The sequence below is a fragment of the Microbacterium enclense genome, assembly GCF_001456955.1.
GTDB lineage: Bacteria > Actinomycetota > Actinomycetes > Actinomycetales > Microbacteriaceae > Microbacterium > Microbacterium enclense.
In genome coordinates this window covers 307,245-322,656 of record NZ_KQ758471.1, presented here as the reverse complement: position 1 = coordinate 322,656, position 15,412 = coordinate 307,245, and the positions used below count along the sequence as shown (strand labels likewise).

Below are 15,412 nucleotides of genomic sequence, written 5' to 3'. Positions count from 1 at the left end.
GGTATGAGTGAGCACAGCGACGACATCGGAGGCTCGGGGTACTCCCTCGAGGATCTCTCGGCGTATCTCGATCGCGGGCGGACCCCCCGCATTCCCGCCATCGAGCGCAACGCCGAGTGTCAGGCCATCTTGGCGTCCATGGAGCGGATGGGGCGTCTTTCCCGCGAGATCGTCGAGGAGCAGGCCGCCGAGCCCCTCGCCGATTCCTGGTACGACAGCATCATGCGCCAGGTCATGCGCGAGTTCCGCGCGGGCCGTGACATCCCGCTCGCCCGCGCCGACGACGGCACCGAGATCGTCGTGACCGAGGGTGCGCTGTACGAACTGATCCGCAGCGTCGGCGACGGGGTCGAGGGTGTCCTGGTCGGTCGTGTGCGGCTGGACCAGCCCGAGCCGGACGCGCCGCTCGACGTGCGCGTCACGGTCAGCGTGCGCTTCGGGCGCGCCATGACCGCCGCGGTCGACGAGATGCGCGACGGCATCCGCTCCGCCATCGAGCAGCACGGCGACCTGAAGGTGGGCCGCGTCGACGTCACCGTCGGCGACGTGCACACGGACGAGGAAGAAGACGAATGACCCCCATCACCGCCGCCGAACTGGCGCCGCGCGTCGACCTCGCCGTGACGGCCGTCGAGGGCGTGCGCGAGGTGTACTCCGCCCGCCCGGTCGTGGCTCGCGCCTTCGAGCACGTCACAGAGGTCGAGGGCTCGCTCGCCGCGGTCGAGGAGGCGGGGGGAGTCCGCACGATCACGGTCTGCATCGGCGTCTCCCGGGTCGACGACGCGGCCACGGTGGCCTCCGCGGTCGCGGTGGCCGCGCGCGGTGCGGGAGGCGACGACACACCTTCGCGCGTGAGGGTGCGCGTCTCGCGTCTGGTCGTCCCCGCGACCTGAGCCGTTCACGGTTTCGCCGGTCCGCGGCGGCTTACGCTGGGAGCACCGCTCGATCGTTCCCGGAGGCCGAATGCCCACGCCGCCCGTCATCGCCGTCACCGGTTCCACCGGCGCCGTAGGAGGCCGGGTCGCCCGCGACCTCGCCGCCCGCGGCATCCCCCAGCGCCTTCTCGTGCGCGACGCATCGCGCGCGCCGCGATTGGACGGGGCCGAGGTTCACGTCGCCCGTTACTCCGACGCGGATGCCGCCCGCGCGGCCCTGCAGGGGGTGCAGACGCTCTTCATGGTCTCGGCGTCCGAGACCTCCGACCGCGTCGAGCACCACCGCACCTTCGTCGAGGCCGCCGCGAGCGCGGGTGTCCGCTCGATCGTCTACACGTCGTTCCTCGCGGCGGCCCCCGACGCGGTGTTCACCCTCGGGCGCGACCACGCCGCCACCGAGGAGATCATCCGCTCGTCGGGCATGCGCTGGACGTTCCTGCGCGACAACTTCTACATGGACATGATGGAGCTCTTCGCCGGCGACGACGGCGTGATCCGCGGGCCCGCGGGACAGGGCCGCTGCTCTCTCGTCTCGCGCTCCGACGTCGCCGCCACCGCGGTGTCGGTTCTGCTCGATCCCGCTGCGCACGCCGACACCGCCTACGATCTCACCGGTCCCGAGGCGCTGACGATGGCCGAGGTGGCCGAGAAGATCTCCGCGGTGCGCGGCCACCCGGTGCGGTTCGTCGACGAGAGCGTCGACGAGGCCTACGTGTCGCGGGCGGCGTTCGGCGCCCCGCGCTGGCAGGTCGACGCGTGGGTGAGCACCTACACCTCGATCGCGAGCGGCGACCTGGCCGCGGTCTCCGACGATGTCGAGCGCGTGACCGGCCGCGCGGCGCAGAGTTTCGACGAGTTCCTCGGCGCCGTGTCGTGACCGGGGCGGGTCGGGGGTATGCTGGCGGCGTGCTGACCTGTCGCTGTTGTCGCTGAACGCCTCCCGCGTTCTTCTCGACGACCCCGTCAGCAGCGCCCTCGGGCGCCTTCATCCTCAGGATTCCATCGTGCGTTACGCCCAGAGCGTCGCCGACCTCGTCGGCAACACCCCCCTCGTCCGTCTCACCCGCGTGACCGACGGCATCGCCGCCACGGTGCTCGCCAAGATCGAGTACTTCAACCCCGGCGGCTCGGCGAAAGACCGCATCGCCGCCAACATCGTGGATGCCGCCGAGCGCGACGGTCTGCTGCGCCCCGGCGGAGTGATCGTCGAGCCCACCAGCGGCAACACCGGCGTGGGCCTCGCCCTCGTCGCTCAGCAGCGTGGATACCGCTGCGTCTTCGTGGTGCCCGACAAGGTCGCCGAAGACAAGCGCGCCGTGCTCCGGGCCTACGGCGCGGAGGTCGTCGTGACCCCCACGAACGTCGAGCCCGACGATCCGAACTCGTATTACAGCGTGTCCGACCGGCTCGTGCGCGAGATCCCGGGCGCCTTCAAGCCCAACCAGTACGCCAACCCCAACGGCCCGCGCAGCCACTACGAGACCACCGGTCCCGAGATCTGGCGCGACACCGACGGGCGGCTCACGCACTTCGTCGCGGGCGTGGGCACGGGCGGCACCATCACCGGCGCCGGCCGCTACCTGCGCGAGGTCGCGGGCGACCTTGTGCGCATCGTCGGCGCCGACCCGGTCGGCTCGATCTACTCGGGCGACGACATCCACGGCTACGACGTCGAGGGCGTCGGCGAGGACTTCTGGCCCCCGGCGTTCGACCCCAGCGTCGTCGACGGGTACGAGCGCGTCTCGGATGCCGAGTCGTTCGCCATGACGCGCCGCCTCGCCCGCGAAGAGGGGCTGCTCGTCGGCGGGTCCAGCGGCATGGCCGTCGTCGCGGCGCTTCGGGTCGCCCGCGACCTGCCCGCGGATGCCGTGGTGGTCGTGGTCCTCCCCGACCACGGGCGGGGCTATCTCAGCAAGATCTTCGACGACGACTGGATGATCCAGCGGGGCTACGACGTTGCACCCGTGGCATCCGTCATCCCCCCGAGCACCCAGGAGCACTCCGCATGAGCACCCACGACGCCGCCCGCGGCTTCGACAGCCTCGCCGTCCACGCGGGACAGCAGCCCGACGAGACGACCGGCGCAGTCATCCCGCCGATCCACGTCTCGACCACCTACGCCCAGGACGGCATCGGCGGGCTCCGCGGCGGCTACGAGTACGGTCGCAGCGGCAACCCCACCCGCACCGCGCTCGAGACCCAGATCGCGGCGCTCGAGGGGGGCGTACGAGCCCTCTCGTTCGCCTCGGGCCTCGCCGGCGAAGACGCCCTGCTGCGCGCCGCGCTCGTGCCCGGCGACGAGGTGCTGCTCGGCAACGACGTCTACGGCGGCACGTACCGCCTGCTCGCCCGCGTGCTGGGCCCCTGGGGCGTGAAGCTGCGCGTGGTCGACATGAGCGACCTGGATGCCGTGACAGCGGCCATCGAGGAGCGCGCGCCGAAGATGGTGTGGGTCGAGACCCCCAGCAACCCGATGCTGCGCATCACCGACATCGAGGGCCTCGCCCGCCTCGGTCACGCGGCCGGCGCCGTCGTCGTCGTCGACAACACCTTCGCCTCGCCCGCCCTGCAGCGTCCGATCGCGCTCGGCGCCGACGTCGTCGTGCACTCGGCGACGAAGTACCTCGGCGGCCACAGCGACGTCGTGGGCGGGGCGCTCGCCTTCGCCGACGCGGAGCTCGCCGAGAAGACGCAGTTCCTGCAGTTCGCCGCAGGCGCGGTGTCGGGTCCCTTCGACGCCTACCTCACCACGCGCGGCATCAAGACGCTCGGGGTGCGCATGCAGCGCCACAGCTCGAACGCGCAGGCCGTCGCCGAACACTTGGCCGGTCACGACCGTGTCGCGCGGGTGTACTACCCGGGTCTGCCCTCGCACCCCGGGCACGATCTGGCCGCGCGCCAGATGAGCGGCTTCGGCGGCATCGTCTCGCTCGCTCTCGCCGACGGCGCGACGGCTCGGCGCTTCGCGGAGTCGACGCGGCTGTTCACGCTGGCGGAGTCCCTGGGCGGCGTCGAGTCGCTCGTGAACTACCCGGATGCCATGACGCACGCGTCCGTCCGCGGCACCGAGCTGGCGGTACCCGACACCATCGTGCGCCTGTCGGTCGGCATCGAGTCGGTCGACGACCTCGTCGCCGACGTCGACCAGGCGCTCGCGTCCCTCTGACGGGGGCGACAGAGGAGCGGCACCGGGCGTTCGGCATCCGGAAACGCGATTCGCGCCGAGACACGCCGCGCCACGACGTGTCTCGGCGCGAACGCCGTTTATCGGTGTTGGTCAGCGCTCGGCGCGGGCCAGGTTCTGCTGCAGCTCCGCCGCGTTCTGGCGGACGACGTAGGCCGGCTGGTCGCGCTCGACGCGCCAGCTCTCGCCGAGGGGACCGACGTTGACGGTGTCGAACCCGAACTCGTCGTAGATGCGGGTGACGAGGGCGACCGCCTCGTCGGAGTCGCTCGAGGTCGCCAGCGCGCGCCGGTCCTCGGTGCCGGCGGGGGAGCCGTCGGTGAGGATGTCGGCGGCCATGATGTGGTTGAACGCCTTCACGACGGTGGACTCGCGGAGGTGCTCCTGGAGCATCTGTGAGGTGGTGGTCTTCTTCTCGTCGAGGTCGGCGATGCGACCGTCGCGCTCGAAGTAGTAGTTGTTCGTGTCGAGGACGGTCTTGCCCGCCAGTGGGGCGACGGGGATCTCGCCGATCGCCTTCAGCGGCACGGTGACCACGACGATGTCGCCGGCTTCGGCGGCATCCTGGGCCGTCGCCGCGCGAGCGCGATCGCCGACCGACGTGACGAGGTCGGTGAGGGTCTCGGGCCCTCGCGAGTTCGCGATGACGACGTCGTAGCCGTTCTTCGCGAAGCCCTTGGCGAGCGTCGAGCCGATGTGTCCTGCTCCGATGATTCCCACGGTTGTCATGCTCGACCTCAACCGAGGGGGTCGAGGAGTCATTCCCGGAGTGGGGAAGAAATCAGCGGCATAAACAATTAGCACTCCGAGCTACCGCCGTCAACCGGGGGGACCGCGGAGACGCCGCGTTTTATCGTCATCTTGTCGCACCCTCACGCGAGTGGTCGCCGGCCGGTGTTCGGGTCACCGTCCTGCTTGACCTGTGAGGGCGACGGCCCCCGGTGGACGCGGCTTCGGACCACCGGGGGCCGCTTCTTTTCTCCGGTACGCGCGTGGCAGCGGCGTGTCCGGGCGGCTGTCGCGCAGATGGAAGACTTGGTGTTCGGTGGCGCCTCGCCCACCGTGGAACGTCTTCGCGAAGGACCCGAGTCTGTGACCTCCGACACCCGCCCCGTCCGCTCCACCCGATTCTTCGTCGTCTGCATCGGCGTGGGCCTTCTGGCCGGCCTCATGTCCGGACTCTTCGGCGTCGGCGGCGGCACGGTCATCGTGCCCTTGCTGGTGCTCCTCCTCGGATTCGATCAGCGCCTCGCCGCGGGCACCTCTCTCGCGGCCATCGTCCCGACGGCATCCGTCGGGGTCATCTCCTACGCGGTGCACGGGTCGGTGGCGTGGATCCCGGCGCTCATCCTCGCCGCGGGAGCGGTGATCGGTGCGCAGATCGGCACGTGGCTGCTGCCGAAGCTCTCCCAGACCGCCCTGCGGTGGTCGTTCGTGGCGTTCCTCGCCGTCGTCATCGTCAGCCTCTACTTCGTCATCCCCTCGCGCGACGCCGAGCTGGTGCTCACGTGGATCACGGGTCCGCTGCTGGGCGTGCTCGGCGTGATCACCGGCATCCTGGCGGGCCTGCTGGGGGTCGGCGGCGGCATCATCGTCGTGCCCGCGCTCATGCTGCTCTTCGGCACGAGCGACCTCGTCGCCAAGGGCACGTCGCTGCTCATGATGATCCCCGCCGCGATCTCGGGGACCGTCGGCAACGTCCGCCGCTCCAACGTCGACCTGCGCGCGGCGGCGTGCGTCGGGCTCGCGGCATGCACGACGACCGCGCTGGGCGCCTTCGTCGCCACGCTCGTCGACCCCTTCATCGGCAACGTCCTCTTCTCGCTCTTCCTCGTCTTCATCGCGATGCAGATGGCCATCAAGGCCGTGAAGGGGCGCCACCAGCGCTGAGAGGGCTCGCCGGGGCCGTCGGTAGACTGACCGGATGCCCGTGAATCCCGAACTGGTCGGTCGCGCCTTCCCGCCGACCGCGCCGTACCTGGTCGGTCGAGAGAAGGTGCGCGAATTCGCGCGCGCCGTTTTCGCCGACGCCCCGCAGTACGTCGACCCCGAGGCGGCTGCCGCGCTCGGCTACGCCGACGTCGTCGCTCCGCCGACCTTCGCCATCGTCATGCAGGACATCACGCTGCAGCAGATGCTGGCCTACCCCGACTCCGGCATCGAACTCTCGCGCGTGGTGCACGCCGAACAGCGCTTCCGTTACTCGCGTCCCATCGTCGCCGGCGACGAACTCGTCGCGACGCTGACGGTCGCCGGTATCCGCGCGATGGGCGGCAACGCCATGGTCACCATGGAGGCCGAGGTCGTGGATGCCGACGGCGCCCACGTCGTGACCACCACCAGCATTCTTCTCGTGGGGGATTCCGACGCATGAGCGACTTCACCGTGGGCCAGATCATCGCCGAACGCTCCGTGCACCTGACGCGCGAGTCGCTCGTGCGCTACGCCGGAGCCTCGAACGACTTCAACCCCATCCACTACAACGACGACGTGGCCGCCGCCGTCGGCCTGCCGGGCGTGCTCGCGCACGGCATGCTCACGATGGGAATCGCCGTCGGCATCGTCTCCGACGCCCTGGGAGACCCCGCGCGCATCGCCGAATGCGGGGTGCGCTTCACCCGTCCCGTCGTCGTCGACACCGAGACCGGTGCCGACATCCACGTGAGCGCCAAGGTCGGCGCGGTCGACGACGACATCGCGCGCGTCGACCTCACCGTCACGTTCGCCGACACCTCGGTGCTCGGCAAGGCGCAGGTGCGGGTGCGGCTGAGCTGATGCCCGAGGTCGCCCCGATCCCGCTCTCCCGGTTGACGACACTGCGCACCGGCGGCGAGCCGGCGCGCCTCGTCGAGGTGCACTCCGCCGACGAGCTCATCCGCGCGCTGCGCGAGGCGTGGGCCGTCGGCGAGCCGTGGCTCGTGCTCGGCGGCGGGTCGAACCTCTTCGTCGGCGACGAGCCGTTCGACGGCACGGTCGTCCGCGTACGGTCAACGGGTATCGAGGAGCTGCCCGGGTCGCGGCCCGACACCGTGCGACTTCGCGTACAGGCCGGGCACGACTGGGATGCGTTGGTCGCCGAGACCGTCGAGCGGGGCCTGGCGGGTATCGAGGCGATGTCGGGCATTCCGGGCACGGTCGGCGCGGCACCGGTGCAGAACATCGGTGCCTACGGTCAGGAGATCGTGCAGACGCTCATCGAGGTGGAGCTGATCGACGAGGCGACCGGCGACGTCTCGGTGGTGCCGGCCGGCGAGCTGGGGCTCGGCTTCCGCACCTCCGTGCTGAAGCAGCACTACGGCTCCGTGCCCGAGCGTTCCGCCGTCATCCTCTCGGTGACGCTGGAACTGGAGCGCGTCGGCGACGGCGAGCGGCCCATCGCGGGCGACCAGTTGCGTTCCGCCCTGGGACTGGATGCCGCTGACGCGGTGTCGCTGCGCTGGATCCGCGATCACGTGCTCGCCACGCGCGCCCGCAAGGGCATGGTCCTCGACGCCGAAGACCCCGACACCTGGAGCGCGGGCTCGTTCTTCCAGAACGCGATCGTCTCGGAGGCGTTCGCCCGGACGCTTCCCGCGGCGTGCCCGCGGTGGCCGATGTCGCCGGTGCTCGATCCGGTGACCGTCATCCCGCTCGCCGCGTTCGACGGCATCCTGCCCCCGCCCCCTGTGGAGCAGCGTGAGGTGAAAGTGAGCGCGGCGTGGCTCATCGAGAACGCCGGGCTGTCGCGCGGCTTCCGCTTCCCGCGCTCGCGCGCCGGTCTGTCGACCAAGCACACGCTCGCGCTGACGAACCGCGGCGAGGCCACCGCCGCCGAGATCGCCGAACTCGCCCGCTTCGTGCAGAGCCGTGTGGCGGCGGAGTTCGGCCTGGTCCTGCAGCCCGAGCCCGTCCTGGTAAACGTCGAGCTCTAGCCCCCCTCCTTCGCCCCCCGCGAGTCGCCAGGAATTGTCGCTTCGTCGGCGGCCTGGGCGACAAATACTGGCGACTCACGGGGGGGTTCGCGCGAGGAGGCGACGGATGCGGGCGATCAGCGCGGCGGGATCGTCGAAGTCGCGGGCGGTCACCACTGTCATCCGGTAGCCGAGCGATTCCAGCTCAGCCCGGCGCGACTGGTCTCTGCTCCACTGGTGCGGGTCGCGATGGTGGTCGCCGTCGTACTCGATGATCAGGCGTTGATCCGGATAGAGGAGGTCGACACGTGCGACGAACCGCGCTCCGTCGAAGATCTCCACGTTCACTGCGGGGCACGGCAGTCCCGCCTGGATGAGCAGGACGCGAACTTCCGACTCACGGGGCGACTCCGCCCGCTCGTCAGCGAGGTCCACGGCGAGCCGTCGCCTCTTCGACCCGCGACCGCCGAGAAAGCGCCGATGCGTCCGCTCGAGATCCTCGCGTGTCGCACGCCGATGATGCCGGGAGATCACGTGGTCCGAGACGGCCGTCAGCTGCCCGACCCCCAGGAATTCGGCGAGCTCTGCCCAGGTACGCAGAAGGGAAGTGCATCGGATGCCATCGGTCTCCACGACATCGTCGGGCTCGACGGTCAGTGCGCGCCCCGTCGTTCCCGGGCGGCGTATGCGGTTGCGGCCCGCCGGCACGCCGATGAAGGGTTCTTCCCACGCGCGGCTTGCCAAGGGGCCGGGTAGGGGGAGTCCGTGCAGGACGGCCGCAGTCGGACCGCAGAGGAACGCGTGCGCAGGAAGTGCGCGCACAAGCGCCGCGAGTCTCTGCCGCGGGGTCGACGTTCGCTCGACGCGGACGCCGGCATGGGGCGTGATCCAGTCGGACGCCCTCAGCGAGCTCGGCGAGAGACCGTGTGCTGCACCCTCGGTGACGGTGAACGCGGCGGCGGGTCCGACGAGGCGGGAACTGTGCGGCATCCGCCGATCATGTCTTCTTCGCCGAGACCGCCCCGTTCCCTTTCCACAGCCTTCAACGCCTCAGGCGCGAGTCGCCAATATTTGTCGCTTCATCGGTGCCCGAAGCGACAAATACTGGCGACTCGCGCGAGAGCGGCTCAGGCGAACAGTCGCTGGAGGCGCTGGACGCCCTCGAGGAGCTGCTCGTCGCCGAGGGCGTACGACAGACGCAGGTAGCCGCTCGGGCCGAAGGCCTCGCCCGGCACGACGGCGACCTCGGCCTGCTCGAGGATGAGGTCGGCGAGCTCCAGCGACGTGGTCGGGGTGACCCCGCCCCACGAACGGTTCAGCAGGCCCTGCACGTCGGGGTAGACGTAGAACGCGCCGAGCGGGTTGGGCACCTGCACGCCGTCGATCTTCGACAGCTCCGACACGATCAGCTTGCGACGGCGGTCGAACGCCAGGCGGAACTGCTCCACCTCGTCCTGCGGGCCGGTGAGCGCTGCCGCCGCGGCGCGCTGCGCGACGTTGTTGACGTTGCTCGACAGGTGCGACTGCAGGTTGGCGGCGAGCTTCATGGCATCCGCCGGTCCCACCATCCAGCCCACGCGCCATCCGGTCATGGCGTAGGTCTTCGCGACGCCGTTGAGCAGGATCGTCTGCTCGGCGAGTTCGGGAACGGCCTCGACGATCGAGACGGCGCGCACGCCCTCGTAGGTCAGGTTCTGGTAGATCTCGTCGGTGATGACCCAGATGCCGTGCTCGAGCGCCCAGCGGCCGATCTCGGCGGTCTCCTCGGCCGTGTAGACCGAGCCGGTCGGGTTCGAGGGCGACACGAAGACGAGCACCGTCGTCTTGTCGGTGCGGGCGGCCTCGAGCTGGGCGACGGTGACCTTGTAGTCCTGGTCGGCGCCGGCGAAGACCTCCACGGGCGTGCCGTCGGCCAGCGCGATCGCCTCGGGGTAGGTGGTCCAGTACGGCGCGGGCAGCAGCACCTCGTCGCCGGGGTTCACCACGGTCTGGAACGCCTGGTACACGGCCTGCTTGCCGCCGTTGGTCACGATGACCTGCGACGGAGCGACCTCGAGACCCGAGTCGCGCAGCGTCTTGGCGGCGATCGCCTCGCGCAGCACCGGCAGACCGGCGGCGGGGGTGTAGCGGTAGTTCGCGGGGTTCTGCAGCGCCTCGGCGGCGGCATCCACGATGAACGACGGCGTCGCGAAATCCGGCTCGCCCGCCGCATACGAGATCACCGGGCGGCCGGCGGCCTGGAGGGCCTTGGCCTTGGCGTCGACCTTGAGGGTCGCGGACTCGGCGATGGCGGACAGCTTGCGAGAGAGCGGGGCACGGGAAGTCACGGTCCCGAGCCTACTGTTTCGCCCCCGGCGCGCCGAGGGTCAGATCGCCGATCCCACCGCCAGCAGCAACGGGGGGACGAGCATCAGGATGCCGATCACCAGCGCGATGACCGAGAGCGCGCGCGGACCGCGGCGCCTCACCGCGACCACGAGCCCCACCATGGCCAGCACCACCACGAGCACGCCGTCGATCACCAGGAGCGGGTAGAGCACGATGCCGAGCCACCAGATCGCGTTCATCTCGGGGACGAGCCCGATGAGGAACACCGCCAGGGTGGGCAATGCGATGAGACTCGCGAGGCACAGTGCGATGATGCCGAGCACGTCGACACCGGACCGGGGTGGCGGGGGAGGCGTCATGCGCACACGCTAGCGCGCCCGTCCGCGTCACGCGCGTCGGCTACCGTGGGCGGGTGACAGCCCCCGCCGACCCCCTGCGCTCCCGACGCCGCGGGCTCGGTTTCCTGCTCCGGCTGGGCCTCGCCACCGCGCTCGTGGGCGTGGCCGCAGGCGTCGCGGTGCTCCTTCTGGTGTGGATCGTGCACGGTCTGGAACACCTCGTGTGGGGTCACGAGGAGGGACCGTTCCTCGACGGCCTCGCGTACCCCGACCCCTGGTGGCTGCCGATCGTCACGGTGGGCGGAGCGGGTGTCGCCGCCGGCGTCGGGTGGTATCTGCTCCGCCGCTTCGGCCGACGCATCGCGACCGTCGAGCAGGGCGTCGACGGGGCGAGGATGCCGTGGTGGGAGACGCTCGCCGACACGATCCTGCAGGTGGGCTCGGTCGCCCTGGGTGCCTCGATCGGCAAGGAGGTCGCGCCGCGCGAACTGTCGGCCATGGCGAGTTCGAAGCTCGTGCGCTGGTTGCGTCTCGATGCCCGCTGGTGCCGGATCCTCATCGCCGCGGGAGCCGGGGCGGGTCTCGCGGCGGTCTACAACGTGCCGCTGGGCGGCGCGCTCTTCGCGATCGAGATCCTGCTCGCCCAGTTCAGCGTCGGCGCCGCGGTGGTCGCGCTGGCCGCGAGCTCGATCGCCACCCTCGTCGCGCGTCCGCTCGTCGGCGACGGCTCGCTGTACACCGTGGCATCCGTCGACGTGAACGCGTCGCTCATCGTCGCGGCGATCCTCATCGGCCCGCTCATGGGGTGGGGCGCGACGAGTTTCTCGACCGTGACGAAGAAGCTCGCGCGGTTCCGCCCCGAGGGATGGGGACTGCTCGTCGCGCTGCCGCTCGTCTTCACCGCCGTCGGTGCCCTCGGCACGGTCTTCCCCCTCGTGCTCGGCAACGGTCGGGCGCTCGCCGCGGCGGGATTCGATCTGTCGCAGCCGGCGCTGCTGCTGATCGCGCTGGCCGCGCTGAAGTACGTCGCGACGACCGTCTCGCTCGGAGCCGGGGCCATCGGCGGCACGCTGCAGCCGTCGGTCGCGATCGGCTCGGCCCTCGGTGCCGCCGCGGCGGCGGGATGGGCGTTCGTCTGGCCCGGAGCCGACGGCACGGCCCTGGCGATCGTCGCGGCGGCGGCGTTCTTGGCATCCAATATGCGGGCCCCGTTCACCGCGATCGCGCTCGTCATCGAGTTCACCGACACCGGGTTCACGCTGCTGCTGCCGATCTTCCTCGCCGTGGCGGGCTCGCTCGCCGCCTCGCGGCTGACCTCGCGTGAGAGCCTGCGCGGTTTCGCGCCGGTCGATCCCTCGCGGGCGTAGGGCGACCCGCCGGGCAGCGGTCGGCCCCGCCACGGCTGCCGGCGCGCCTGTATGCCACGGCCCCGCGCCCCCGCGCCCCACGGCACCCCGGCCCCGCGCCCCCGCGCCCCCGCGCCCCCGCGCGCCTCGGCACCCCGGTCCCGCGCGCCGCGCGCCCCCGTGCCCCCGCGCGCCACGGCGCCCCCTCCGTCGATCGCGCGGAAGGGGCGCCGTTCCCGAACTCAGTCGAGGTATCTCGCGTACGCCGGCACCGTCAGGAACGCCGGGAACTCCTCGCGCAACGCGACGTCGCGGAACACCTCGGCGGCGTCGTCGAAGCGGTCGCCGTCGAAACGGTGCGCCTCGGCGAGCACGTCTTCCACGAGTCCCTCGACGAAGGCGCGGGTGATGGCATCCCCCTCGGCGGTCTCGCGGTCCTGATGGATCCACTGCCAGATCTGCGAGCGCGAGATCTCGGCGGTGGCGGCGTCTTCCATGAGGTCGTCGATCGCGACGGCCCCCAGGCCCCGCAACCACGCCTCGACGTAGCGGATCGCGACCGACACGTTGCCACGCACGCCTGCCCTGGTGATCGGCAGGCCGATGCGCAGGTCGAGCAGGTCGGCGGGGTCGACGAAGACCTCCCCACGGGTGCGCTCGAGCTGGTTCGGCGCATCGCCGAGCACCGCGTCGAACTCGGCCCGGGCCACCGGGATGAGGTCGGGGTGCGCCACCCACGTGCCGTCGAAGCCGTCGCCGGCCTCGCGCCGCTTGTCGGCGGCGACCTTCTCGAACGCCGCCTGTGTCACCTCGGGACGACGGCGGTTGGGGATGAACGCGCTCATGCCGCCGATCGCATAGGCGCCGCGCTTGTGGCACGTCTGCACGAGCAGTTCGGTGTACGCCCGCATGAACGGCACCGTCATCGTCACCTCGCTGCGGTCGGGGAGCACGAACCGCGCCCCGCGCCCGCGGTAGGTCTTGATGATCGAGAAGATGTAGTCCCAGCGCCCGGCGTTCAAGCCCGCGCAGTGGTCTCGCAGGGCGAAGAGGATCTCCTCCATCTCGAACGCCGCGGGCAGCGTCTCGATCAACACGGTCGCCCGGATGGTCCCGTGCGCCAGCCCCAGACGCTCCTCGGTGAACGAGAACACGTCATCCCAGAGCCGTGCCTCCTCGGCCGACTCGATCTTCGGCAGGTAGAAGTAGGGCCCCCGGCCCGCCTCGATCAGGGCGTGCGCGTTGTGGAAGACGTAGAGCCCGTAGTCGACGAGCGATCCGGATGCCGGCAGCTCGCGCCCTGCGCGATCGGTGAAGGTCACGTGCTTCTCGGGGAGGTGCCACCCGCGCGGGCGCATCACGATCGTGGGGGTGCGCTCGGCGGTGACCTCGTAGCGCTTGCCCTCGGGGCTCGTGAACGACAGCCGACCGCGAATGGCGTCGAACAGCGAGAGCTGCCCGCCGATGACGTTGCGCCAGGTGGGGCTGGTGGCATCCTCCTGGTCGGCGAGCCACACCCGCGCGCCGGAGTTCAGCGCGTTGATCGTCATCTTGGGGTCGGTGGGTCCGGTGATCTCGACGCGGCGGTCCTCGAGGCCCGGGCCCGCTCCGGCCACGCGCCACGACGGGTCGTCCCGGATATGCGCGGTGTCGGCACGGAAGTGCGGGTCGTCGCCGTTGCCGATCTCGAACCGGTGACGCAGGCGCGCGGCGAGCCGGTCGTGTCGGCGCCGGGCGAAGCGGTCGTGCAGCTCGGTGAGGAACGCGGTCGCGGCGGGGGTGAGGATCTCGGCATCCCGTCCGTCGAGGGGCCGCTCGAGGCGCAGGTGGGGGATGGATGCCGGAGTGCTCGGCATCCGGGATCCTCCGGAGTCCGCGCGGGTCGAGGTGGGCGGGGGAGAGGTGATGAGTGTCATGGTCGTGGCCTTCTTCCGAGTCGGTGACGAGGGGGCGCGCGGCCGGGGCGCGAGGTGTTGTCGCGCGGCCTGGCGCCGGGTGGTGTCCCGCGGCCGCAGCGCGAGGTGTTGTCGCGCGGCCGGGGCGCCGGGTGGAGGGAGAGCGCGGAGCGGCGGTCAGTGGAACTGCGCGGTCTCCGTCGAACCCGCGAGAGCCAGGGTGGCGCTGTCGGGGTTGAGCGCGGTCGAGACGACGTCGAAGTAGCCGGTGCCCGCTTCGCGCTGGTGGCGCGTCGCGGTGTAGCCGACGGCTTCGGCGGCGAACTCGGCCTCCTGCAGCTCGACGTACGCGCTCATGGCGCGTTCGGCGTAGCCGCGGGCGAGGTCGAACATCGAGTGGTTCACGGCGTGGAACCCCGCCAGCGTGATGAACTGGAAGGCGTAGCCCATCGCCGCCAGCTCCGCCTGGAACGTCGCGATCTGCGCATCGTCGAGGTGGCGCTTCCAGTTGAAGCTCGGCGAGCAGTTGTAGGCGAGCTTCTTGCCGGGGTAGCGGGCGTGGATGGCCTCGGCGAAGCGGCGGGCCAGCTCGATGTCGGGCTCGCCGGTCTCGACCCACAGCAGGTCGGCGTGGGGCGCGAAGGCGAGGCCGCGGGCGATCACGGCATCCAATCCAGGACGCACGCGGTAGAAGCCCTCGCTCGTGCGCTCGCCGGTGAGGAACTCCCGGTCGCGCTCGTCGACGTCGCTCGTGAGCAGGTCGGCGGCCAGCGCGTCGGTGCGCGCGATGATCACGGTCGGCACTCCGGCGACATCGGCGGCGAGCCGCGCGGCGTTGAGCGTGCGGATGTGCTGCTGAATGGGCACGAGCACCTTGCCGCCCAGGTGGCCGCACTTCTTCTCGCTCGCGAGCTGGTCCTCCCAATGGATGCCGGCGGCCCCCGCCGCGATCAGCGACTGCGCGAGCTCGTAGGCATTGAGCGGACCGCCGAAGCCGGCCTCGGCATCCGCCACGATGGGGGCGAGCCAGTCCTGCGTCACCTCGCCCTCGGCGCGTTCGATCTGGTCCTGCCGCAGCAGGGCGTTGTTGATGCGGCGGACGACGGCCGGCACGCTGTTGGCCGGGTACAGGCTCTGATCGGGGTAGGTCTGGCCGGCCAGGTTGCCGTCGGCAGCGACCTGCCAGCCGCTGAGGTAGATGGCCTTGAGTCCCGCGCGCACCTGCTGCACGGCTTGGCCGCCCGTGTAGGCGCCGAGCGCACGGACGTACTCCTCGGTGTGGATGAGGTTCCACAGGTTCTCGGCGCCGCGGCGGGCGAGCGTCGCCTCCTCGCGGACGCTGCCGCGGAGGCGGATGACGTCCTCCGCCGAGTATGTGCGCTCGATGCCGTCCCACCGCGGGTCGTTCTCCCACGCGGCGCGGATCTCATCGGCGGTCTCGGTCTGGTCGCCGGGACGCAGGGGCTGCTGGGCGGGGGTGGCCTGGATCGTCATGA

Annotated in this window: 16 protein-coding genes; 10 read left to right on the top strand and 6 right to left on the bottom strand. The window is 71.1% G+C overall.

The window, feature by feature from the left end:
* Positions 1 to 3: 3 nt before the first annotated feature.
* The 5 genes from AS029_RS11620 to AS029_RS11600 all read left to right on the top strand — a co-directional run bounded on the left by AS029_RS11620 (position 4) and on the right by AS029_RS11600 (position 4,101).
* A complete protein-coding gene (locus AS029_RS11620; protein ID WP_074615938.1) occupies positions 4 to 576 on the top strand; it encodes an Asp23/Gls24 family envelope stress response protein in 573 nt (190 codons plus the stop codon).
* Entirely contained in the window at positions 573 to 893 is a 321-nt protein-coding gene (locus tag AS029_RS11615) for a hypothetical protein (RefSeq protein WP_058232745.1), read from the top strand. Before AS029_RS11620 ends, AS029_RS11615 begins: the two co-directional genes overlap by 4 nt.
* Before the next feature lie 70 nt (positions 894 to 963).
* Entirely contained in the window at positions 964 to 1,812 is an 849-nt protein-coding gene (locus tag AS029_RS11610) for an SDR family oxidoreductase (protein WP_058232744.1), read from the top strand.
* 127 nt (positions 1,813 to 1,939) lie between these two features.
* On the top strand, positions 1,940 to 2,944 hold the full coding sequence (locus tag AS029_RS11605; protein ID WP_058232743.1) for a pyridoxal-phosphate dependent enzyme: 1,005 nt from the start codon (positions 1,940 to 1,942) through the stop codon (positions 2,942 to 2,944).
* Positions 2,941 to 4,101, top strand: a complete 1,161-nt coding sequence (locus AS029_RS11600) for a cystathionine gamma-synthase (protein ID WP_058232742.1) — start codon at positions 2,941 to 2,943, stop codon at positions 4,099 to 4,101. The genes AS029_RS11605 and AS029_RS11600 overlap by 4 nt, the downstream gene beginning before the upstream one ends.
* Before the next feature lie 111 nt (positions 4,102 to 4,212).
* Here AS029_RS11600 and AS029_RS11595 read toward each other — a convergent pair whose 3' ends face one another.
* Positions 4,213 to 4,848, bottom strand: a complete 636-nt coding sequence (locus tag AS029_RS11595) for an NADPH-dependent F420 reductase (RefSeq protein WP_058232741.1) — start codon at positions 4,846 to 4,848, stop codon at positions 4,213 to 4,215.
* Between the two features lie 363 nt (positions 4,849 to 5,211).
* On the opposite strand from AS029_RS11595, the gene AS029_RS11590 reads away from it, so the two are divergent.
* From AS029_RS11590 to AS029_RS11575, 4 genes are read left to right on the top strand one after another with little or no spacing between them, the layout of a single operon-like run.
* Positions 5,212 to 6,009 (top strand): sulfite exporter TauE/SafE family protein, encoded by a 798-nt coding sequence (locus AS029_RS11590; RefSeq protein WP_058232789.1) that lies wholly within the window; start codon positions 5,212 to 5,214, stop codon positions 6,007 to 6,009.
* A 34-nt stretch (positions 6,010 to 6,043) separates the two neighbouring features.
* A complete protein-coding gene (locus AS029_RS11585; protein WP_058232740.1) occupies positions 6,044 to 6,493 on the top strand; it encodes an FAS1-like dehydratase domain-containing protein in 450 nt (149 codons plus the stop codon).
* Entirely contained in the window at positions 6,490 to 6,894 is a 405-nt protein-coding gene (locus AS029_RS11580) for a MaoC/PaaZ C-terminal domain-containing protein (RefSeq protein WP_058232739.1), read from the top strand. The genes AS029_RS11585 and AS029_RS11580 overlap by 4 nt, the downstream gene beginning before the upstream one ends.
* Positions 6,894 to 8,030 carry a UDP-N-acetylmuramate dehydrogenase gene (locus tag AS029_RS11575; protein ID WP_058232738.1) on the top strand — a complete coding sequence of 379 codons (1,137 nt, stop codon included), beginning with the start codon at positions 6,894 to 6,896 and terminating at the stop codon, positions 8,028 to 8,030. The genes AS029_RS11580 and AS029_RS11575 overlap by 1 nt, the downstream gene beginning before the upstream one ends.
* Before the next feature lie 75 nt (positions 8,031 to 8,105).
* Here AS029_RS11575 and AS029_RS17650 read toward each other — a convergent pair whose 3' ends face one another.
* The 3 genes from AS029_RS17650 to AS029_RS11560 all read right to left on the bottom strand — a co-directional run bounded on the left by AS029_RS17650 (position 8,106) and on the right by AS029_RS11560 (position 10,696).
* A complete protein-coding gene (locus tag AS029_RS17650; protein WP_167345264.1) occupies positions 8,106 to 8,444 on the bottom strand; it encodes an endonuclease domain-containing protein in 339 nt (112 codons plus the stop codon).
* A 692-nt stretch (positions 8,445 to 9,136) separates the two neighbouring features.
* Positions 9,137 to 10,336 (bottom strand): pyridoxal phosphate-dependent aminotransferase, encoded by a 1,200-nt coding sequence (locus tag AS029_RS11565; RefSeq protein ID WP_058232736.1) that lies wholly within the window; start codon positions 10,334 to 10,336, stop codon positions 9,137 to 9,139.
* 39 nt (positions 10,337 to 10,375) lie between these two features.
* Positions 10,376 to 10,696, bottom strand: a complete 321-nt coding sequence (locus AS029_RS11560) for a hypothetical protein (RefSeq protein WP_139168097.1) — start codon at positions 10,694 to 10,696, stop codon at positions 10,376 to 10,378.
* Between the two features lie 53 nt (positions 10,697 to 10,749).
* On the opposite strand from AS029_RS11560, the gene AS029_RS11555 reads away from it, so the two are divergent.
* Positions 10,750 to 12,042, top strand: coding sequence for a chloride channel protein (locus tag AS029_RS11555; protein WP_058232734.1), 1,293 nt, complete (start codon positions 10,750 to 10,752; stop codon positions 12,040 to 12,042).
* Positions 12,043 to 12,263: 221 nt separating this feature from the next.
* Here AS029_RS11555 and aceB read toward each other — a convergent pair whose 3' ends face one another.
* Positions 12,264 to 13,877 (bottom strand): malate synthase A, encoded by a 1,614-nt coding sequence (aceB, locus tag AS029_RS11550; RefSeq protein WP_058232733.1) that lies wholly within the window; start codon positions 13,875 to 13,877, stop codon positions 12,264 to 12,266.
* Positions 13,878 to 14,093: 216 nt separating this feature from the next.
* Complete coding sequence (gene aceA, locus AS029_RS11545; RefSeq protein WP_058232732.1) at positions 14,094 to 15,410, bottom strand: isocitrate lyase; 1,317 nt, start codon at positions 15,408 to 15,410, stop codon at positions 14,094 to 14,096.
* Between the last annotated feature and the right edge of the window lie 2 nt (positions 15,411 to 15,412).